The organism is Clostridioides sp. ZZV14-6387 (assembly GCF_020657835.1).
GTDB lineage: Bacteria > Bacillota > Clostridia > Peptostreptococcales > Peptostreptococcaceae > Clostridioides > Clostridioides difficile_A.
In genome coordinates this window covers 30,333-52,272 of sequence record NZ_JAGWCW010000014.1, presented here as the reverse complement: position 1 = coordinate 52,272, position 21,940 = coordinate 30,333, and the positions used below count along the sequence as shown (strand labels likewise).

At 32.3% G+C, this 21,940-nt stretch carries 19 protein-coding genes; all 19 read right to left on the bottom strand.

All coding sequences use genetic code 11. The features are described 5' to 3' along the window. Window positions 1-4: 4 nt before the first annotated feature. The 19 genes from KGF38_RS10475 to cooS all read right to left on the bottom strand — a co-directional run bounded on the left by KGF38_RS10475 (window position 5) and on the right by cooS (window position 21,430). Window positions 5-196 (bottom strand): CooT family nickel-binding protein, encoded by a 192-nt coding sequence (locus tag KGF38_RS10475; RefSeq protein WP_003418375.1) that lies wholly within the window; start codon window positions 194-196, stop codon window positions 5-7. 150 nt (window positions 197-346) lie between these two features. Then, window positions 347-1,162: a biotin/lipoate A/B protein ligase family protein gene (locus KGF38_RS10470; RefSeq protein ID WP_054269260.1), complete on the bottom strand. Its 816-nt coding sequence runs from the start codon at window positions 1,160-1,162 to the stop codon at window positions 347-349. 46 nt (window positions 1,163-1,208) lie between these two features. Then, window positions 1,209-2,147: a radical SAM protein gene (locus KGF38_RS10465; RefSeq protein ID WP_074179179.1), complete on the bottom strand. Its 939-nt coding sequence runs from the start codon at window positions 2,145-2,147 to the stop codon at window positions 1,209-1,211. Continuing rightward, complete coding sequence (locus KGF38_RS10460) at window positions 2,144-3,016, bottom strand: radical SAM protein (protein ID WP_054269258.1); 873 nt, start codon at window positions 3,014-3,016, stop codon at window positions 2,144-2,146. Before KGF38_RS10460 ends, KGF38_RS10465 begins: the two co-directional genes overlap by 4 nt. A 24-nt stretch (window positions 3,017-3,040) precedes the next feature. Next, window positions 3,041-4,969 (bottom strand): corrinoid activation/regeneration protein AcsV, encoded by a 1,929-nt coding sequence (gene acsV, locus KGF38_RS10455; protein ID WP_054269257.1) that lies wholly within the window; start codon window positions 4,967-4,969, stop codon window positions 3,041-3,043. Between the two features lie 111 nt (window positions 4,970-5,080). Continuing rightward, window positions 5,081-5,458, bottom strand: coding sequence for a glycine cleavage system protein GcvH (gcvH, locus tag KGF38_RS10450; RefSeq protein WP_003418363.1), 378 nt, complete (start codon window positions 5,456-5,458; stop codon window positions 5,081-5,083). 86 nt (window positions 5,459-5,544) lie between these two features. Beyond that, complete coding sequence (gene acsB / locus KGF38_RS10445) at window positions 5,545-7,671, bottom strand: acetyl-CoA decarbonylase/synthase complex subunit alpha/beta (RefSeq protein ID WP_054269256.1); 2,127 nt, start codon at window positions 7,669-7,671, stop codon at window positions 5,545-5,547. 56 nt (window positions 7,672-7,727) lie between these two features. Continuing rightward, window positions 7,728-8,534 (bottom strand): carbon monoxide dehydrogenase/acetyl-CoA synthase methytransferase subunit, encoded by an 807-nt coding sequence (gene acsE, locus KGF38_RS10440; RefSeq protein ID WP_021383485.1) that lies wholly within the window; start codon window positions 8,532-8,534, stop codon window positions 7,728-7,730. Window positions 8,535-8,583: 49 nt separating this feature from the next. After that, window positions 8,584-9,951, bottom strand: coding sequence for an acetyl-CoA decarbonylase/synthase complex subunit gamma (gene acsC, locus KGF38_RS10435; RefSeq protein WP_054269255.1), 1,368 nt, complete (start codon window positions 9,949-9,951; stop codon window positions 8,584-8,586). 30 nt (window positions 9,952-9,981) lie between these two features. After that, on the bottom strand, window positions 9,982-10,926 hold the full coding sequence (gene acsD / locus KGF38_RS10430; RefSeq protein WP_054269254.1) for an acetyl-CoA decarbonylase/synthase complex subunit delta: 945 nt from the start codon (window positions 10,924-10,926) through the stop codon (window positions 9,982-9,984). A 19-nt stretch (window positions 10,927-10,945) separates the two neighbouring features. Then, window positions 10,946-11,716: a carbon monoxide dehydrogenase accessory protein CooC gene (locus KGF38_RS10425; RefSeq protein WP_074179178.1), complete on the bottom strand. Its 771-nt coding sequence runs from the start codon at window positions 11,714-11,716 to the stop codon at window positions 10,946-10,948. 54 nt (window positions 11,717-11,770) lie between these two features. Next, window positions 11,771-13,156, bottom strand: a complete 1,386-nt coding sequence (gene lpdA / locus KGF38_RS10420; RefSeq protein ID WP_021383534.1) for a dihydrolipoyl dehydrogenase — start codon at window positions 13,154-13,156, stop codon at window positions 11,771-11,773. 43 nt (window positions 13,157-13,199) lie between these two features. Beyond that, complete coding sequence (locus KGF38_RS10415; RefSeq protein ID WP_021383473.1) at window positions 13,200-14,081, bottom strand: methylenetetrahydrofolate reductase; 882 nt, start codon at window positions 14,079-14,081, stop codon at window positions 13,200-13,202. Between the two features lie 35 nt (window positions 14,082-14,116). Beyond that, window positions 14,117-14,791 (bottom strand): methylenetetrahydrofolate reductase C-terminal domain-containing protein, encoded by a 675-nt coding sequence (locus tag KGF38_RS10410; RefSeq protein ID WP_021383443.1) that lies wholly within the window; start codon window positions 14,789-14,791, stop codon window positions 14,117-14,119. Window positions 14,792-14,827: 36 nt separating this feature from the next. After that, a complete protein-coding gene (locus tag KGF38_RS10405) occupies window positions 14,828-15,700 on the bottom strand; it encodes a bifunctional 5,10-methylenetetrahydrofolate dehydrogenase/5,10-methenyltetrahydrofolate cyclohydrolase (protein WP_054276053.1) in 873 nt (290 codons plus the stop codon). Between the two features lie 91 nt (window positions 15,701-15,791). After that, entirely contained in the window at window positions 15,792-16,424 is a 633-nt protein-coding gene (locus tag KGF38_RS10400; RefSeq protein WP_054269252.1) for a cyclodeaminase/cyclohydrolase family protein, read from the bottom strand. 104 nt (window positions 16,425-16,528) lie between these two features. After that, the gene (locus tag KGF38_RS10395) at window positions 16,529-18,205 is read right to left on the bottom strand and encodes a formate--tetrahydrofolate ligase (RefSeq protein WP_074179177.1); all 1,677 of its coding nucleotides are present in this window, start codon (window positions 18,203-18,205) and stop codon (window positions 16,529-16,531) included. A 238-nt stretch (window positions 18,206-18,443) separates the two neighbouring features. Continuing rightward, a complete protein-coding gene (locus KGF38_RS10390; protein WP_054269251.1) occupies window positions 18,444-19,223 on the bottom strand; it encodes an AAA family ATPase in 780 nt (259 codons plus the stop codon). Window positions 19,224-19,510: 287 nt separating this feature from the next. Then, on the bottom strand, window positions 19,511-21,430 hold the full coding sequence (gene cooS / locus KGF38_RS10385; RefSeq protein WP_054269250.1) for an anaerobic carbon-monoxide dehydrogenase catalytic subunit: 1,920 nt from the start codon (window positions 21,428-21,430) through the stop codon (window positions 19,511-19,513). Between the last annotated feature and the right edge of the window lie 510 nt (window positions 21,431-21,940).

Genomic DNA, 21,940 nt, shown 5'->3' with positions numbered 1-21,940 from the left:
TTAATTAATTTTCTTGTATTATTATCTTATGGTCCATCAATCTTATTTCTTTAATTATCCCATCTATTATCTTTTGCTCTCCTAATAAATCAGTTAAATAAATCTTTCCATCACAAGGGTCTATATTAACCACATTTTCCATAACCTTTTCTAACTCATTATTACTTTTACAAATGAAAGCTGATGATTCACACATATAAATCTCCTCCTAATATGATTTTTATTAAAAATCAAAAAAAGATTTCCTTAGGTATTTCAATACACCAAAGAAATCTTCATGATTTCAATTTTCGTATATTATTATACCTTAAGTATAGCACTTTAATTTATATAAAGTCAATTAAAGTTAACGCTTTTTATTGTACTCTTCATTCTTATATTTTTCATATAATTCTTTAGCTAATTGCTTCTCATAATCAGTCAAATCTTCCTCTACAAATTCAACATTAAATTGGTCAGCTAATCCTTTTACTATGTTTTCTTGCAGAGTATCTATGTCTATTTTTTTGCCAAGTTCATTTTCTATTCCACTAGCCTTCTTAGCTGTAAACTTCATAGCCCTTTCCTTGAGTTCTGGTGTTTTAGTTTTTATTAATTTGAATAATTTTTCTACATCGAAATTCAATATTATTGAGCCATGTTGCAATAAAACTCCATCTTTTCTGCTTTGAGCACTTCCAATAACCTTCTTATTATTAATAGTAACTTCATATGATGCATGTGCATTAAAACATGCAGCTGATATATTTTCCCTACTTATTCTCTCGCCTTTATTTAAATTATCAGTTTCTATACCACCCAAATTCAAGCCTTTAACTAGACCTTCACTTATATATCTATAAGATAGATTAATACTCTTATCTATTAAAGGGTTCTCTTCTCCTATAATTATACTATAAGTTAGCTCATTATCATGTAATACAGCCCTTCCCCCTGTAATTCTTCTGGTGTAATCTATATTCATACATCTACACTTATCCAAATCTATCTCATCTTCCAATTTCTGAAAATATCCTATACTTAAACAAGCTGGCTTCCATGTATAAAATCTAAGTGTTGGCTTATTATGTCCTTTCTTATATGCAGTAAATATAGCTTCATCAATTGCCATATTCATTGCACCATCATATGATTTATTATGTATAACTCTCCACTGATTCATGATTATTACGCCTCCATCTTTAGTACAAATATATCCTAGAAATCATTTATAAATTTATTTCTTTTATAGCTAAATCTATCTCACTTTGATTTAAAGGTCTTGAATAGTTGTATATAGTACTTCCTGGTCTTTCATTATAATATGGTCTATTGCAATCCTTACATCCTCTTATTTCAAAAGGATAACCTTTGTTTATGTCTTTTATAATATCATTATCAAGTTTGATATTATCTAAATATCCATTTTTAAATTCAAAACATTCTTTTGAGTAGCCTTTATTTATCATATAAGACATTAATTGTACTCTTCTATAACTTTCTATATTTGGTTGGCTTATTTTTTCCATTTTAGTTCCTCTAACTGGAGTAAATGCAAATAAGCTAATCGTTATGTTATTTTCCTTTAAATAATTATATAGATTATATATATCCTCATGACTTTCACCCATACCAACTATTATATGAGTACTTATTTTATTAGGATATGATTTTGACATCTCAGTTATAAACTTTAACTTCTCATCATAATTATTTCCTTTTATTTTTTCATACAATTCTTTATTTGCTGCATCTATTGCTATTCCTATTTTATCTACTCCTGCTGAAAAAAACTTATTTATTTCTTCATCACTCTCTAACTTTGCAGACAATGAAATCGGCATATCTATTTTTTCATTTATATAATTTATAAAATCTAAAACAGACTTATGAGCTTCTTCACTTGCCATTGATTGAATACATATTCTCTTTATATTTTTCTTTTTATAAATTCTTAAAGCATCCAATATTTCTTCTTTAGAAAACTCTGGCCAAACTACTCTTGATAACTTATCTTTTCTAGTGCTACTTTCTATTGATTGAGAACAAAAACTGCATTTGTTTATACACTTTTCTCCAATCATTATATATGCTGTAGTAGGAGGTATATCGCTTTTTTTGTTTAATATCCCAAGTTCTATCGCTGTCCCAGATGATAGTCTAATCATAAAACGCAACACTCCTTACATTCAGTTATTATCATATTCATTTCTATAGCCTTATTCTTAGCAGATTTTGATGGTAATACTATTCTATTAACTCCACACATTATAGATAACTGGTCTAACTCTTTTCTATATGTTCCTCTTGGTCTCATACAACCTAGATTAATTTCAGTATATGGCAAATTAATTCTAGCTTCACATAAGATATCTGCTACTTCTTCTAGCTCAGGAGGCTCTACATTCTCATACTCAGTCCCTTTTGTTGGAATAAGTACTATAAATGTAAGTTTATTAGGAGGATTTTTTTGTAGGTATTCTATAATTTCATATTCACCCTTTATTTGCCCTCCTTTTAAACCAATACATATATGTGGTGCTACTTCTGTATTTTCTCTTATTGTATTGTAAGCTTCAATGTAGTCTTCTTTACTCTTTTCAATCTTATAAACTTCTCTTATTGTTTCTCTATCAAATACTAAATCAAAAGAAACTACATCTAAATACTTACACAACTCTATAATTCTATCTTTGTCCATAAGCCCTAAATGAGCATTCAATCTATATCCCTGCTCTTTTAAATCTTTAATAGCCTTGATATGAGTATTTATTGGTACATCTCCTTCATAGCTACAACCACCACTTAATAAAAAACTAGTTATATTTCTTGATTGTACTTTTTCTTTATAATCTTCTATTGGCACCATATTGTTTAAGTAGTGACCATTACAATGAGCACACTTTAAGCTACATTTATTACTTGTAGTACTAAGTGCTAATGTCTGATTAGGATAGGCAAAATCTATTTTATTACCAAAATTATTTAGTCTAATATCAAAAGCGATTTTCATTTTTTCAGATAAATTTTTATTCATAATTTATTCCTTTTAAGTTATGTTTTACTCTTCAAGTAATCTTTTTGCTGTTGGGAACTGCTCTATATTTGTATGTGGTAAGAAGCATGCAGATATAAATTCATCCATATAGCTTGGATATACACTAAGTTCAACATAAGTCATCTGATTACCTATTTCTTCAAGCTTATTTTTTGCATCTTTACTTATAAGAGCTAAGTAGGAACCAACAAGCGAACTATTTCCAATATAAGTGAATTTTTCTCTGTCAATATCAGGAAGTAATCCTATAATTATTGAGTTTTCTATGTCTAAGTTATTTCCTATACCACCTGCTATATAAACTCTATCTAATATGCTAAAATCCATACCTAAGCTATCTACAAGAGTATATGCACCTGAATATATAGCTCCTTTAGCTCTTATAAAGTTATCTATATCAACTTCATTTACTACTATATCATTTTCTAAGTCAAATTCTTCTTTAAATGCTAATACATATTCTCCTATCTCATGCTCATTAAATCTAACTCTCTTATTATCCAAATCTCTGTATATCTTACCTCTTCTATCTATTACACCTTTAGTAATCATTTGGCAAATTAAATCGATTATACCAGAACCACATATACCAACTGGAGCACATTCATCAATAATCTTTAGTGTTGGCTCTAGAGTTTCTTTATCAATAGCTACTTTTTCTATTGCTCCTGCTGATGCTCTCATTCCACAGCTTATACCTCCACCCTCAAAGGCAGGTCCTGCTGAACATGCACAACTCATCATATAGTCTTGATTACCAAATACTATCTCTCCATTAGTTCCTAAATCTATAAATAAAACATTTTCTTCACTTGACCATATACCTGCTGATAATACACCTGCTGTTATATCTCCTCCTACATAACTTGCAACAGATGGAGCTAAGTACACATATGCACTATCATTTACGAAAAGACCCACATTTTCACCCATAAGTTTTGGAGATTTTAAAAATGGAGGTATGTAAGGCTCTTGTCTTAAGAAGTCTGTATACACACCTAAGAATAAACTTGTCATGGTTGTATTTCCAGCAGCTACTAATGTAACTACATCCTCTTTATTTATGCCATTTCTTTCGTATATTGTTTTCAATAGAGGATTTATAGTTTCTTCAACTATAGCCTTATTAAGTGTCTCTAACCCATTTTTCTTAGTTGAATATATAATTCTATTTATAACATCTGCCCCATATTTTATCTGTGCATTTCCAGAAGAAGCTTTATCTACTACTTCTTTTGAATATAAGTCAACTAGGCATACAACTACTGAAGTTGTACCAATATCTATTGCAACTCCATACAATGAATTTTCTTTGTTGCCTTCTTCTATATTTATAATTGTAAGCTTCTTTTGTTTTTGGACATAAGTTATTGTAACTTTAAAATCACTCTTTCTAAATATTGTTGGCATCTTTCTAAGTATATCTAGTCTAAAATCGATTTCATTATATCCTAGATTATTTCTAACATATCTCTCTAATCTATCTACATCACTTATATTATCGTCTAAGTTCGGCTCTTCCATTTCTATGTATTTCTTTTTTATATTTGTTTTAAATTGAAGATTATGCTCTTCAATTATCTTTTTAGCTCTTTCAAAAATTTCTCTATCTTCTTTTTTATTACTACCTTCTATCTTCATACCATGCATAGAAGATGATAGTTTAGAAGGAACTTCAATTTCTATATCTGAAACTACTTTTGTACAACAAGCTAATATATAACCTTGCTCCCACTCGTCATCCGTTATATGTCTTGTTTTTTCTGTATCAACTTTCCCATTCAATAATTTTACCTTACATTTACCACAGGATACATTTCCATTACAAGGAGCATCTATAAATACATCTGCATTTCTTGCAACCTCTAATAACACATCCCCCTCATTGCAATAAACTTCTTTATTGTTTGGTGTAAAAGTTACTTTTATCATACTATCCCTCCCAATTTGTTCTATATATTATAAAAGGAAAGTATAGCTAAATTTGCGTGCACTCAAATTTTACTATACTTTCCCCAATTATAATAATATACTAATCTTTAATTATTCTAATCCAGCCTCGTATTCTTTATCACTTAATAACGTATCAAGTTCAGCAACATCAGCTAGTTTTACTTTTAATATCCAGTTTTCATATGGGTCTTCATTTATACATTCTGGCTCATCTTCTAATTTTTCATTAACTTCTAATACCTCACCATTAACAGGAGATATTAAGTCAGAAGCTACTTTAGAAGATTCAACTACTCCAAAATCTACTCCCTTAGTTACAGTATCTTCTACTTCTGGTGTTTCAACAAATAATATTTCTCCTAATTGATCTTGAGCATAATCTGTTATACCTATATATACAACATCTCCATCAATTACTTTCACCCACTCATGATCTTTAGAGTATTTTAATTCTGGTAATAATTTCATTTCGATAGACCCCCAATATTATATTATTGATTAAATTATTTAAATCATATTAATATTATATCACACTATTTTAAATTTTCCATCAATTACATTACACTTTCCATAGCTAATGCTGGATGACCTTTTTCTTCTAAGAAAGCTAATACGCCTTCAGAATCGTCAGCTATAGTTTCATCACAAACCATATCACAGAAGTTTTCTATTCCAGTCATTTCTTTAACTGTAGCATTTAATTTATCAGCTACATAATCTTTTAATTCTTTTGGCATCCAAACTATTCTTTCTGGTCCACCTTCTGCATAAGCAAACTTTTTAGAAGATATGAAATGTCTTCCATGTCCCATGAATCCTGGAGTTTGAACTCCTCCACCTGTCATAGAAGCAAGTTCTCCGAAAGTCATACCAACTGGAGTAACACTTGGGAACTCTCTATTAACTACAACAAATCCATTTGCTTCTGGCATTATACCACAGATACACTCGAAGCATCCACAAGAAGTCATAGGGTCTTCTAATATAGAGTATAATGTAACAGCTTCAACTGCACCTTGAGATATTTGGTTTACAGTTTCATTTACTGAATTCCATACACCTGTTCTATCGTCTAAGCACTCGCCTTTTTCTATTGGTTGACAAGGACCTGTTGGGTCTAGTTCTTTAGTAGCCTTAGCATCTAACCAGCTAACTGCTCCACAAAGACCAAGTCTTTCAGGAGTAACAACACAAACGTGAGCTGGTGCAAATGATTGACATAAGTTACAAGAATAGAAAGTATCAACACTTTCATCAATTAATGAAGCTAATCTTTCATCTCTAGCATTGTACTTAGCTATTGCTTCACCTTTTAATTCAGAAACTTTTTCAGCATCTGTAATTATAGTTATTTCACACTTATCAACTACTGATTCAAATTCATCTAACATTTTAGCATATAAAACTTCTCCTATATGCTCAAGTCTAAATCCTTTATCAAATGCATCTTTAGATATTCTTACCCAAGCCATATCTCTTTGTCCAACGTGCATTACACCTTCTATATAGTTTAAGAAGTAGTGGAAACGTCTCTCAAGAACTGGCTCGAAATCTTCTTGCATGTTTTTACCAGCTATCTTAACTATTACAGCAAGTGGTAATCTCAATACACCATCTGCCTCAACTTCATCTATATTTGGTCCTATTATTTCTATCTTATGGTCTTCAACTTCTGCTGCTTCTTTCTTAACAACAAGTTCCCAAGCTTCAGTTCTATTTCCACCAAACTCAGCAAACATATCGCTCTTTCTAATTCTCTCACCTTCAAATGCTGCTGCAAATGAAACTGGTATAGGTATTTCAGTAACTTTTATTTTTATTCCTCTAGCTTCTAATGAAGTAGCTACTATCTTATCGTAATCTTTTTGAGTTAATAAGTTCATTGGAACTTCAAGAACTGTTTGGTCAGTTACAACTGGGAATCCTAAAGCTATTGCTCCAGCACCTGCAGATACAACTAATTCACTTAATGGTCCAAATGCATTAACAAATGCAGGAACTCTATTAGATGTGTACTCTAATAATCCATTTAAATCACCAGGAGTTAATCCACCGAATATTAATGCTGCTCTTACTGCAACAGATACAACGTGTATAACAGAAGTTACATCGTATCCTAGAGGTATAACTCTTAGTTCAAGACCCATTTTTACTCCAGCTTCTATAGCTTGGTCTATAACTTTACCAACTAAGAAAGTTAATAAACCTTTAGATTGGTAATCTTTTATAACTTTTGCTGCTGATTCAGCATCAGGACATTCACCAAGAACAACTGCAACACCAGGTATATCTCCTGTAACTAGTGGTACACCAAGTGATCTGATTATAGGGTCAGTTATATGACCTGCACATGGCTCACTATATGGAGCATCCATAGTTGAGTATTTTAATGCTTCAATTACTTCTGCGGCTAAAGCTGTAGCTAAACCAGCATTAAAAGCATGTTCTAATAAATGAGTTCTGTTTATTAAAGATTTTACTACTTCTAAAGCAGCTTCTAAGTCCCCTAAAGTGTTCATTTTTTGTCCTGTTGCAGCATATATACAAGGTAATGAATATGCTGTATCAGGGAAAGCAACTTTATGTTCTTTTCCGTTTTTTTCTATAGCTTCAGCTAGCATAGCTTGAGCTGCACCTAAAGCTTGTTCTGACCCTGTAAAGATTATATTATATAGATTCATTCTATTTCCCCCTTTAATATTTACACCTATTTTTTATTAACTATACCCTAAAAACCCTAGAAAGCAAATCCACCTTCATTTAACTCTAAGAAAGAGTCTGCATATAAAGATGCCCCATTGATTATGTCACAAGATTTTACAGTTTTCATTAATTCTGGGTCACATGGATTCATTATAGCTGAACTAAATCCATTAGCCATTGCCATTGCTAAGAATGCACTATCTAAAACAGGTCTAACATGTTTAGGACATCCATTAGATACGTTAGATAATCCTCCTGTAGTTAAAAGTCCCATTTCAGTCATCATTTTTATAGCTTCTAAAACTTCTACTTGTTTTTCTTGCATACCTTTTATAACTAAGCATAATGGGTCGAATAATATATCAGTTGGTTCCATTCCTAACATTAAGCCTTTTTCTAATATTTCTTGGCAGTAAGCCATACGCTCATCATTATCTCTTGGGATACCTTCTTTTGCACATAAACCTATAACCATTGATTCATATTCAGCTGCTATATCTATTAAATCAAATCTTGAGCCAGCATCAGCAGAGTTTATTATTGGTTTTGCATTAGTTCTATCATAAACTTTAAGTCCAGCTTCGATAGCTTTTTTATTAGCTGTATCTAGAGCTATAGGAACATTGTTGAACTCAGATTGAAGTAATTTGATTCCCCATGTCATTATTTCTTCGCCATCTCTTTCAGCAGGTCCTATGTTGAAATCTATATAATGTGCTCCTGCTTCTAATTGTTCTTTTGCTCTTTTTAATATTGGAGCTGGATCTCTTTCTGCTAATGCCTTTCTTATTGAAGGTGAGATACAGTGTATTCTTTCACCTATAATCATAAATTTTTCCATTTATAATGTCCCCCTTTAAATTTAATATTAATAGTTAGTTAATATTTTATTAGTTTGTTTGGCATGCTTTTTCTTGGTATCCTTTTAAGAACTTAGGTAATTCCATAGATTCTTCTGGTCCTATAACTACACTCCATCCTGGTAAGTTGTCTTCTATATCACCTTTAAGTACTGCAACTTTTCCTGGAATGATAAGGTCTTTACAATTAGTTACTTCTTCTACTTTACTTTCTTTAATGAAAGCAGAGATTGAATTTCCACCAAATTTACCAGCAGCCCAAGATGTAAGAACTGAATATCCACCTGCATCTGGTATTACTAACCATACTGGAACTTTTGATCTTTCTATGTCTCCAGCAACTATGAAGTAAGTTAATGCAAAGTCAACAGTAACTAATACTGGAGAATTTTCATCTGGGTTATTGATTGGGTAAATCTTTGGTTCAACTCTCATTGGTCTTTGTGGGTCAGTGTATATATTTTGTCTTAGTGCAAATAATGGTAACGCCTTAGCGTAACTGATATCATCTATTACTATTATAGAACCGTATTTTATAGTAAATATTGATGATAAGGCAATTTCCATCATAGGGTTAGAATTAGATAATCTATTTGCAAATACTATTGAAGGATATCCAAATGTTCTATCTTGCTCTTTTAAAGCTATTCTTCTAACTTGTATAGCATTAGTGTAAGTATCTTTTATGTTTTCTCCAGTTACATCTAATACTAATTCTTTATATCCAGCAGCTTGAACTAATTCAACTGTTTCATATAATTCTTCTAGGCTACCAGCTTTTACACCTAATGGTAAACTTGCTCCTTTAACTACTTCTATCATATCTTTGTAGTTCTCTTTAGTTGCTCCATATACCATTGGTCTAGCATCTTTTAATACTTCAGCAGCTTCTTTAACTACTTGCGCATCATCACAAGCTAAAATGTAAGCTACTTCTAATCCACTGCCTTTTATCTTATCTATTAATTTTAAGTATGCATCTTTATCTCCACAGTACTCTAAAACAACCATTTCAACTTTCATTTGTTCACCAATTCTTACATAGTCAACTTTTTTCATGTTAGCTATTTTAGAATCTACTGCCTCATCACTCATACAAGTACAGAATGAAACTGCATATCTATTTCTACTTACTAATGTTTTTTCATGTCTAAATAATACTGTTTCTCCACCTAGTTCATATTCAGATGCACCAGTACCAACTTTTAAAGCTTTCATTAAAGGTGCTGTAGCTTCTGATAATTTCGCTATAGCGTCATCAGACATGTGTGGGCATTTACCTACTTCTACAGCTCCTGAAGCAACCTTCATAGAGAAAGCCATACAAGTTGGGAATCCACAATCCTTACAGTTTTTCTTTGGTGTTAATTTAAATATATCTAAAGCTTTTAATGCCATTATTTTTTCCCCCTAACCTTAACAATTTAATTAAGCTAATGCGTTAACCAATTCTTTTATAGTTTCTATTGATTTTGGATGACGAAGTATAACTGCGTTTGAACCACCTACTAAAACACTTGCTGCAGTTGAAACTTCCATTGCTATAGTTCTTTCTTCTGGACAACCCCAATCTGGCTCATCTTCTATTGGAGCTATAGCTTCTTTAACATGACCTACTTCAAAAGCTACTGGTGTTATGATAGGCATTTGTAATGTCTTATCATTTTGACCAAATGCTGCAAGTCTAATTCTATCCATAGTAGATGCAACATACTCATATCCATAACCAACTGCTGAACATCCAACATTCATAACTATATTTTCACCTTTAACGCCTAATTGAGTTAACAGTACGTTTAATTGTTTAGCTAGGTTTATATCAACAGAAGATTCAGCTCCAACTTTGTGTGCATAAGCCATACCAGCTGATGCTCCTACTCCTTTGTAGTTATCTTCTACTGCTGACATAAATAAGCAGTTATGCCCATCTAATGTTTGAGCTAATTTTTCAAACAATTTACCATCTTTTTCATGATTTCCTGAACCTGCTACAACTAAAGGTAATTCTATTGCTTCAATTACTGCTTTAGCTACATCAGCACATTCATCAACTGACTTATCTAATCCATTTGGGTCAGAACCATCAAATTTTAAGCAAATAAAGTCTGCTTGTGTATTAGCTTCAACATATTTAGCCCATTCTACCGGACACTTAGCTACATCTTTGTATAACTCTTTATATGAATCAGTCCAGCTTTCAGGATAAACGTCTGATATTTCTATACCTATTTTTGGAGAATGCCCTACTTCTCCATCAAAACTATAAAAAGGTAATACATTTTCCCCACCTAATTTAATTGCCTTTTCCCCTATTCCTACTTCAACTTCTGATATTTTTCCAGAATATTTTTGAGTAGACATTTTAAATGCCATATTTTTTTCCCCCTTAAACCTATTTTAATTCTAATTTAGCAAAAATCTCTTTCATAGCCACTTTAGATTTTGAATCTTCAGGTAAATTAACTAAAGGAATACCTGTAGAATCATATTCATATATCAATTCATCCATAGGTACAACACCGATTAACTCTAGGTTATGTTTTTCAATTTCTTCTTTAACACCATCATTCATAACCCCATCTGGAACTTTATTTACAATTAGAAGTATTCTTCCAACATTTAACTTTAGTTCCTCAGCTAAATCTCTTATTCTAGCAACAGCTTGTATGCTACGTCTTGAGCAATCACTAACCAATAAAAGTGTATCAACATGTCTAGTGACTTTTCTACTTAGATGTTCCATACCAGCTTCGTTGTCCATGACTAAGTATTTGTAATGACCAGATATTTTATTTACTTGTTCTCTAAGTATTCCATTTACAAAACAGTAACATCCTTCACCTTCTGATCTACCCATTACTAATAAGTCATATCCTTCGCCTTCTTCAATTATAGAGTTCAATCTAAATTGTAGATATTGTGCTTTTGTCATACCACCAGGGAATGCATTGCCTAACTTTTCTCTTTGATTTACTTCTTCTCTTATTTCTCCTATTGTTGCTTCAACTTCGATACCTAATACTTCATTTATGTTAGCATTAGCATCAGCATCTACAACTAATACTGGTCCCTTATTGTCCTTAACCAAATAATCAATCAAAAGCCCTGTGAGACTTGTTTTACCAGTTCCACCTTTTCCTGCAACAGCTATATTGTATCCCATTTTAAGACTTCCCCCTTAAATCAGCCACAGAGCCTTATGTACTCTGTTTACGTATTATAATTTAGGTACAGAATGAACACATTCACCATGTACATCATGAAGAGCTTCCATTAGTCCTTCTGATAAACTTGGATGTGGATGTATTGCATCCCCTACTTGTTCTACTGTTAATCCTAGATGAACAGCTAGTGACAACTCAGTTAATAAATCTGTAGCATGAGGCCCTACTACTGCTGCACCTATTATTTTATCTGTTTCTTTATCAGCTATAATCTTTACAAATCCTTGGAAATGTCCTATAGCTTGTGCTTTTCCAAGACCTCTAAAGTCAAATTGACCTACATTGTATTCTACACCTTCAGCTTCAAGTTGCTTTTCAGTTTTACCAACACCAGCAACTTCAGGCTCTGTATAAACACATCTTGGAATTGCTCTATAATCTACTACCTTAGTCTTACCTAAAGCATTTTCAACTGCTACGATACCTTCCTTAGAAGCAACATGTGCTAAGAAAGGAGTATCTATTATATCACCTATTGCGTATATACCTTCTACATTAGTTTCAAGATGCTCATTAACTACTACTTTTCCTCTTTCCATTTCAATTCCTATATCTTCTACTCCAGAATTATCAAGGTTAGGTCTTCTACCAACACATACTAGTGCATATTGTGCTTCTATAACCTTTCCATTAGAAAGAGTTGCAACAGCTTTGCCATCAACTACTTCACAAGTTTGTACTCCAATACCTGTGATAACTTTAATTTTATCTTTCTTAAATTGTCTAAGCAGTTGTTTAGCTACATCTTTATCTTCATTTAATAGTATTTGGTCAACCATCTCAACTATAGTTACTTCTGTTCCTAAGGCTCTAAAGAACTGCCCTATTTCACATCCTATAACTCCACCACCTACTATTAACATAGATTCAGGTATCTCTTCAAGTCCAAGAACTTCATCACTAGTTATTACTATTTTTCCATCATATGGGAACATTCTTGGTACAACTGGAACAGAACCATTTGCTAGTATTATCTTGTCAGCTTTTATAGTCTCTACTGTTCCATCTTCTTTTGTTACCTCTATAGTATTCTTATCAATTAATTTTCCAAAACCATTAACTAGTTTTACTCCTCTTTTTTCAAATAGGAATTCTATACCACTTATTAATTGATTTACAACTTTATTTTTTCTTTCCATTATGGCAGTGAAGTTTGGTGTAACTGTTCCATCTATTTCTATACCAAAATCTTTTGCTTCTCTTACAGTGTTTAATACTCCAGAAGAAGCAAGAAGTGCTTTAGTTGGTATACATCCTGCATTTAAACAAGTTCCTCCAACTCTTCTTTTTTCAATAACTGTTACCTCTGCACCAAGCATAGAAGCTTTTATAGCTGCTACATATCCACCTGGTCCACCACCTACTACTACTATCTTCATCCTTAATTCCCCCAAACCTTATATAATCTATAATATTACAATACTATAAACCTGCGGCATCTAGTATAGCAGGTATATTCTCTTCTGCCCCAATTGCCATTATATGAACACCATCACATAAATCTTCTTCTTTTAATTGTTTGATAAGTTCTCCTGCCATTTTTATTCCTTCACTTACCCAGTTTTCTTTTCCAACTGCTCTTAATCTTTCGATTTGTTCATCTGGAACAAATATTCCTGGTACATTTGCAGTCATAAATTTGGCCATTCCTGGTGATTTTAAAGGTACTATCCCTGCTAATACCTTGCAATCCATATCCCTTGTTAATTCTCTAAACTTTCTCATTGTATTTATGTCATAAAGTGCTTGAGTTTGGAAAAATTTAGCTCCTGCTTTTATTTTCTTTTGCATTTTTAATAATTGAACTTCTATTGGAGAATATTCTGGAGTTACTGATGCTCCTAGATAAAAATCTGGAGAACCCTTTAATTTATTACCAGCCATGTCCGTACCTGCCATTAAAGTCTCAGCAGTTTGAAGTATCCCTACAGAGTCTAAATCAAAGACTCCCTTAGCTTGTGGATGGTCTCCTACGCTAGTATGGTCTCCTGTTAGTGCCAACAAATTGTTTATCCCAAATACACCTGCTGACAACATTTCCCCTTGTATAGCTATTCTATTTCTATCTCTCCCTGTTATTTGAATAACTGGCTCTAATCCAGCATCTTTTAGTAATTTACATGTAGCAAGAGAAGTTGCTCTCATAACTGCTGATTGAAAGTCTGTTACATTTGCTGCATGAACCCTTCCAACTAATGGCTTTGCACATTCTATTAAATGTGAAAGGTCAGTCCCTTTTGGAGGAGCCATTTCAGTAGTAACTGCAAATTTTCCACTTTCTAATGTTTCTCTTAATAAGCTCATCTCTAATCCCCCTTTTAACCTTCTAAAAAAAACTTTTATGAATTTGCTGCTGCTTCTTTCTTTTTCTTTGCACTTAAACTTCTTGGATTATTTTGCTTAGAATAGTCTTTTGGTGGTCTTATTTCTGCTAAGTTGCCTAATTGTCCTATAGCTTCTAATCTTTCATATATCTTTATCCAAGCACAATCATTCTCTGCATTTACTTCACACTTACCATTTTTAGCTCCACCACAAGCTCCATTCATAAGACCTTTAGCACACATAGTTACTGGACATATCCCACCTGTCCAACCAAGTTCGCAATCTCCACAAGCTTTACAAGCTTCTTCATATTCTCCAACCCTTTGTACTTCCCCTATGAACAAAGTATTGTTCGCTGGATAAACTGGTTTATCTTTTAGGTTCTTAACTATTGTCTGTGTACCATCTCCACATGCTAAAGATAAAACTGCATCAGCTTCTTTAGTCTCTTCTTTTAGAGCCTTTAAATCCTTTTTAGACTTTAAAAGGTTACAAGCAGGGTCAAGCATTACATATCCTAAGATTTTTTTGCCTTCACCTTCAAGAGTTTCTTTCATTTTTAGAACTTCTTCTTCTCCACCACTTTTACAAGTCGCTGCACATTGATTACAACCCACTAAAACTAGCTTGTCAAAATTCTTTAAGTACCCTAGTACTTCTTCTAATGGTTTATTTTCAGAAATTATCATATCTACTTCCCCCCTAAACCTTCCACTTATATATATCTATTTATTATTTTGTAATTTACAAGCTTTAACTACATGTTTTGCAAGTATAGATGTTGTAACTGAACCAACCCCCGCTGGAACTGGAGTTATCATTGATACTTTATCTAAAACTGCATTTGTATCAACATCTCCACATAAATTTCCTTCTTCATCAACATTTATACCAACGTCTATAACTACTGCCCCATCTTTAACAAAAGTTTCATCAACCATCTTAGCTCTACCAATAGCTGCTATTAATACATCCGCGTCTGCTGCTACACCTGATAAATTTTTAGTCTTTGAGTGACATATTGTAACAGTTGCATGTTCACTTAATAAAAGCATTGATACTGGCTTCCCAACAACCATTGATCTTCCAAGAACTGTTACCTTACTTCCTTTTAAATCAACATTATAATGTTTTAATATTTCTACTACTGCTGTAGGAGTACATGGTGGGAATCCACTCTTATCACCTTCCATGACTTTAGCAGAGTTTATTGGACTAAAACAGTCTACATCTTTTTCTGGTGCAATAACATATTTTATAACTTCTTCATTTAAGTGTTTTGGAAGAGGTCTAAAACATAATATACCATTAACATTTTTGTCATCATTAACTCTCTTTAATACATCAATGTATTCTTCTTGAGTTATATCTTCAGCTAACTCTAACACTTCTGTTGTTATACCAATGTTTTGACATCTTTTTAATGCGCCTCTTTCATATGACAAATCGTCACTTCTTGCTCCAACTCTAACTATTGTTAGTTTAGGATTTATACCTTCTTTAACTAATAACTCAACTTCTTTTATTAACTCTTCACTAATCTTATCAGCTACAGGTTTTCCTTTTATAATTTGTCCTTTAGTTGACATTCCTTCCATATATTCACAACTCCCCTACAAGCAAACTTAAATTAATTTATTCTATATACTACATATTAACAACATAGTATTTACTTTCGTCATTTAAAAATTATTTTCCAAGAGCTTTTTCAACCTTAGCATAAACTTCATCACAAGTTTTTACGCCTTCTTCAACTAATTTATCTACTTCTGTTTTTACTTTATCAACATATTCCTTGTCTTGTATAGAATTTATATTTATAACTACATTTAATTGTCCACCAAGTATAGCAGCTCTTAGACATTGAACTCCTACACCAACATCGCTTATAGCAAGTCTTGAACCTTTATCAACTAAATCTTCATGTAACTTAATAGCTTCATAGCAAACTCTTACTATATTTAATGGTACTTCACAAGCAACTTTAAGCGCTTTTTCCATTGTCTCTGCTTTTATTCTTTTTTCTTCTTCAGTTTCTTTAGGAAGCCCATAAGCTTTTGATAATGGTAAGAAACATTCTGCATCATCATCTATCATTTTTAACAAATCTTTTTCTAGTTTTCCAGCTTTACTTAATATCTCTTTTACGCTTTCTTCATACTCAGCATACTTTTTCTTTCCTATTGTAAGATTACATACCATACTGCCTAGAGCCATACCAATTGCACCAACTAGTGCAGCAGCTCCACCGCCACCTGGTACTGCTTCTTTAGAAGATAGTACCTCTACAAAATCAACACAAGTTTTATCTGCTATTTTCATGATAATCCTCCTTAAAAGGATGTAGGAAAATATCTCAAATTATTCGAGATATTTTACGAACTATTTTAAGATATCTCCTACTCTTTATTTATAAATTAATGTGTTTAGAATAATCCAGCTATTACTCCATTTTCATCAACATCTATTTTTTCTGCTGCTGGAACTTTTGGTAATCCTGGCATCTTCATGATTTCTCCAGTAAGTGCAACTATAAATCCAGCTCCTGCTGAGATTGCTGCTTGTCTTACAGTTATTCTAAATCCTGTTGGTCTACCTAATTTAGTTTGGTCATCAGTTAAAGAATACTGAGTCTTAGCCATACATACTGGAACCTTAGTAAATCCAAGTTTTTCTAAGTTAGCTATTTCTTTATCAGCTTCTGGAGTATAATCTACACCATCTGCTCCATAAATCTTAGTAGCTATAGCATTTATCTTGTCTTTTATAGATAAATCATCTTCATAGCAGAATCTAAAGTTATTTTCTTCTTCATCTAATAATCTTAGAACTTCTTTAGCTACTGCAACTCCACCTTCTCCACCTTTTGCCCATACTTCAGAAAGAGCAACATTTACACCTAACTCTTTACACTTGTCTTCAACAAGTTTAAGTTCAGCTTCAGTATCAAGTGGGAATCTGTTTATTGCAACAACTGCTGGTAATCCATATACTTGAGTTATATTTTCAACATGTTTTAATAAGTTTGGAAGTCCTTTTTCAAGAGCTTCTAGGTTTTCGTTATTTAAGTCTGCTTTAGCAACTCCACCATTGTATTTTAATGCTCTTACAGTAGCAACTATTATAACAGCATCTGGTTTTAAGTTTGCCATTCTACATTTTATATCTAAGAATTTTTCTGCTCCAAGGTCAGCACCGAAACCAGCCTCAGTTATTACATAGTCTGCAAAGTGCATAGCCATTCTTGTAGCTATAACAGAGTTACATCCATGAGCGATATTTGCGAATGGTCCACCATGTACAAATGATGGTGTTCCTTCAAGAGTTTGAACTAAGTTTGGTTTTAAAGCATCTTTTAATAATGCAGCCATAGCACCATTAGCTTTTAATTGTCTAGCTGTTACAGGGTCACCCTCATAGCTATATCCTACTATTATGTTTCCTAATCTTTCTTTTAAGTCAGATATATCACTTGCCAAACAGAATGCTGCCATTATCTCAGAAGCAACAGTTATATCAAATCCGTCTTGTCTAACTGCTCCATCACCTTTTTTACCCATACCATCAACGATATTTCTAAGTTGTCTATCGTTCATGTCTACACATCTTCTCCAAGTTATTTTCTTAGGGTCTATTCTAAGAGTATTTCCTTGGTGAATATGGTTATCAAGCATAGCAGCTAAAAGGTTATTAGCAGCTCCTATAGCATGGAAATCACCTGTAAAGTGTAAGTTTATATCTTCCATAGGAACAACTTGTGCATATCCTCCACCAGCTGCTCCACCTTTAACACCAAATACTGGTCCTAGAGATGGTTCTCTTAAAGCAACTAATACATTTTTATCTAATTTTGCAAATGCATCAGCCACACCTATAGTAGTAGTAGTTTTTCCTTCACCTGCTGGAGTTGGGTTTATAGCTGTAGTTAATATTAACTTAGCTTTTTTACCAGTGTCTCTTTTTAGTAGATTGTAGTCAACTTTGGCTTTGTATTTACCATAAAGTTCTACATCATCTTCACCTAGTCCTAATTTTTTTGCAACCTCTCTAATATCTTGAGGTTTAGCTTCTTGAGCTATTTCAATATCAGATTTAAATCCCATAACTGAATCTCCTCCCACAACCTAAATAGATTTAAAATATAATTTTTGTAAAAATTGTATTAATATGTAAAAATTATATTTTATAAGATAATTATACATGTAAAATTGCTTAAAAACTAGCTACTAAGCTATTAAAATATTCAAACTTAATAGCTAGTTATTTATCTAATTACTTATTTATTACCTATCTATTACCTATGTCTAACCTTTAACCAACCTAAAATCCCAAATCAAAATTCTATTTATCTTTAAGTGACATTAATTTATCTTTTATTGCTTTAATTTGTGCTTTTGTTGTTTCACTAGAATCATATGGAGATTGATTTGCTCTATCAGAATCTATAACATCTTGATTGTAATAAATAAATCCTAAAGATTCTCCATCTTCTAAGTTTTTGATTATAAATTCTTCATCTTCTTTGTTTCTAATTTTATTTCCTACAACAAATACCTTATTTACTCCTATATCATGTCCAAGTTTTTTTACTTTTCTATAAGTCTGTAAACTTCTTTCTCCTGGTTCTACAACTACTATAAAAGCATCTACACCTTGGGCTGTTCCTCTTCCTAAGTGTTCAATTCCTGCTTCCATATCCATAACAACTACATCTTTATTTTGTAGTATTAAATGTGAACATAATCTTTTTAAAAGAACATGCTCTGGACATACACATCCAGTGCCACCAGAATCTACTGTCCCTAATGTAAGTAATCTTACTCCATTATATTCTTTACAGAAATTTTCAGGGATATCGTCAACTTTAGGATTCATCTTAAACATTTTTCCAAATGAACCTACAGAAGCAGCTGTTCTATCTGAAACTAATTTTTTCATTTCTGATATAGGTACTATTGATTCATATACTTCTTTTGGAAAACCTAGTGCTAAAGCTAAATTAGCATCTGGGTCAGCGTCAACAGCAACAACTCTGTATCCGTCTTCAGCAAACATTCTAGAGAGCATTGAAGAAAAAGTCGTTTTACCTACTCCACCTTTACCTGTTATTGCTATCTTCATAATCCCTACCACCTTTATTACTATTTGCTTTTTATGCAGTTAATTTTATAGTTGTTTATTTTTTGTACACTAAAAATAAACTACAGCTAGTCCTTACAGGAACCAATTACATTTACCTTACTAGCTTTTCAAAGCAGCATGTATAGTTTTATTATTCTTCATTATATTGTTTATATTTTATTTATTCAGTATATTCGTTATATTTCGATGTTCTTTGCCTTAACATTTGACTTTATTCACCCATAAAATTTCTTGTAAAATCGTTTTTTCTATGGTTTCTATCTTTCTTAAGCTTCAGCCTTTTCTGCCATTTTTTCTTCAACTAATGCTTCAAAGTGAACACGTTTTTTCTCTATATCTTCTATTATTGTAGCTGCTAATTCTTTTGGATTAGTATTTACAGTAAATGTTGCTCCAACTTTATCTTTTAATTCGCTAGTTAATATGTCTACTGTTCTTGAAGAACCAGTTATTGGAGGCATTATTCCTAAATAAGTGTCTATACCAGAAGCTACAACATAACATCCTATAGCAACCGCTTTTTCTGACATCCACTCTGGAGCTATACCTACAACTGGAAGGTCACACATATCCATATCTAAGTAATTAGCTGCTGCTCCAACTAAATCTAATATACGGCTTATATCAACGCAAGAACCCATATGTAGTACTGGTGGGATTCCTACTAGTTTACAGACAGTTGCAAGACCTTTACCTGCATATTTTTCTGCTGCATCAGTTTCCATTAAACCAAATTTAGCTGCTGCTGAAGCACCACATCCTGTAGTAACTACTATTATGTCATTTTTAATTAATTCTTTCATTATTGTTACGTGAGCCTCATTTGAAACTCCTTTAGCATTGTTACATCCAACTACACCAGCTGCTCCTCTTAATACTCCAGATTTTAAACAGTCTGTTAATGGCTTAACTGTTCCTGCTGGGTCTATATGAGAGTTTACAACTCTATCTAATTGGTTTACTACTGCTTCTACACTATACCCAACTGTTGCCCCTGATTTTAATTCAGGTATAAGTACTTTTGATTTATCTCTATTTTTAAAGTTTAAAATAGCTTCTTTAACTATTGCTTTAGCATCATCAAGTGCTTGTTCTTCTCTAAATTCAATATAAGTTGAACCTGTTATTTTAGCTTTTGGAGAAGTTGTTACAAATTTAGTATGGTAACAATCTGCAACTCTAGCTAATGCAGGGAATATACATTGAACGTCAACTATTACAGCTTCAACTGCTCCAGTTATTATTGCAAGTTCTTGTTGATGGAAGTCTCCTGCTATTCTTACACCATGTCTCATTGTAATCTCATTACCTGTACAACACATACCAGCTAAGTTTATTCCATCAGCTCCAACTTCTTTAGCTAAAGCTACTAAGTCTGGCTCTTCTGAAGCTAAAACTATCATTTCAGATAATGCTGGCTCATGTCCATGTAATATTATATTAACTTTATTTTCTTCTAATACTGCTAAGTTAGCCTCTGTTCTTCTTGGCACTGGAGTTCCAAATAAGATATCGCTTAGACGAGTACCTATCATAGAACCTCCCCAACCATCAGCCATAGAAGTTCTAAGACTCATGTGTATTAAACTATCTATATCACCAGTACATCCGATATGAGTAGAGTGCATTATTGTTGCAATTTCTCTATCTATAGCTCTTGGTTCTATAGCGTATTCTTTCCATATTTTTTGTCTTGGTTCTGGTGCATTTTTTATAAATCTTAATGTTCCAAAAGGCTTCCCAAACTCCATTAATGCAATTTCTGCCACTTCATGTGCTACATCATAGATATCTCTACCTTCTGTCTCTACATCCCATTCTTTAGCTAAAGTTATTAACTTAGCTTCATCTCTTATTTTATAGTTTCCATTTGGATCAGCTAATGCTAATGTATGTGCGATATCTCTAGCATGGTCTGAATGGGCAGCTGTCCCACCAGCAACCATTCTTGCAAAGTTTCTACCTACTATAGTGTGTTCATCTGCTCCACATAACCCTCTTGGAGTCTTAGGACTTATTCTACATGGTCCCATTCCACATATTCTACAGCAAACACCTTGAAGACCAAAACCACATTGTGCCTTGAAGCCTTCTTTTCTATCATACATTGTTTCTACGCCTTCTTCTCTAGCTTTTGCTATCATTTTCTGGCTGTTTAAATCAATTGTTAACATTTTTTCATCCATATTCCTATCCCCTTTTTTTGATTTTTAAAATCCCCCAGGTGACTGACTTCATGTCATAAAATAATAAAATAAATGCTTTCTAAGTTGATTATATACTAATTTCCAACACTTTGCTTTAGATTTAAATATTTTTTTAACAAAATTAGATAATACATAAAAATTTAATTTTTGGTACCTAATTTAAGTTAATTTTACTTACTGTTTTTGGCTATTTTTTAATACTTAAACCTATTTTTTGATACTTTAGTTTAATTAAATTATGTTTTGATTTTTTTTAAATCAAGTTTGAATTATTTCTAGTCATTTTTTCGTTTTTATATGTTGATTGTGTATTTATTATTTTTCATTACTTTTAGACTTGTTACAGATTTTTACTCCCTAAACTTAATTAGTAAAAACTTCTTAGAATAGCATTTTTTGGACTAATTTTTTTGAATTTTTTTATTTTTCCTACTTTAATATTAATTATAGCTTCAAATTGAACATTTGTATATATTCATTTGAAGCCAT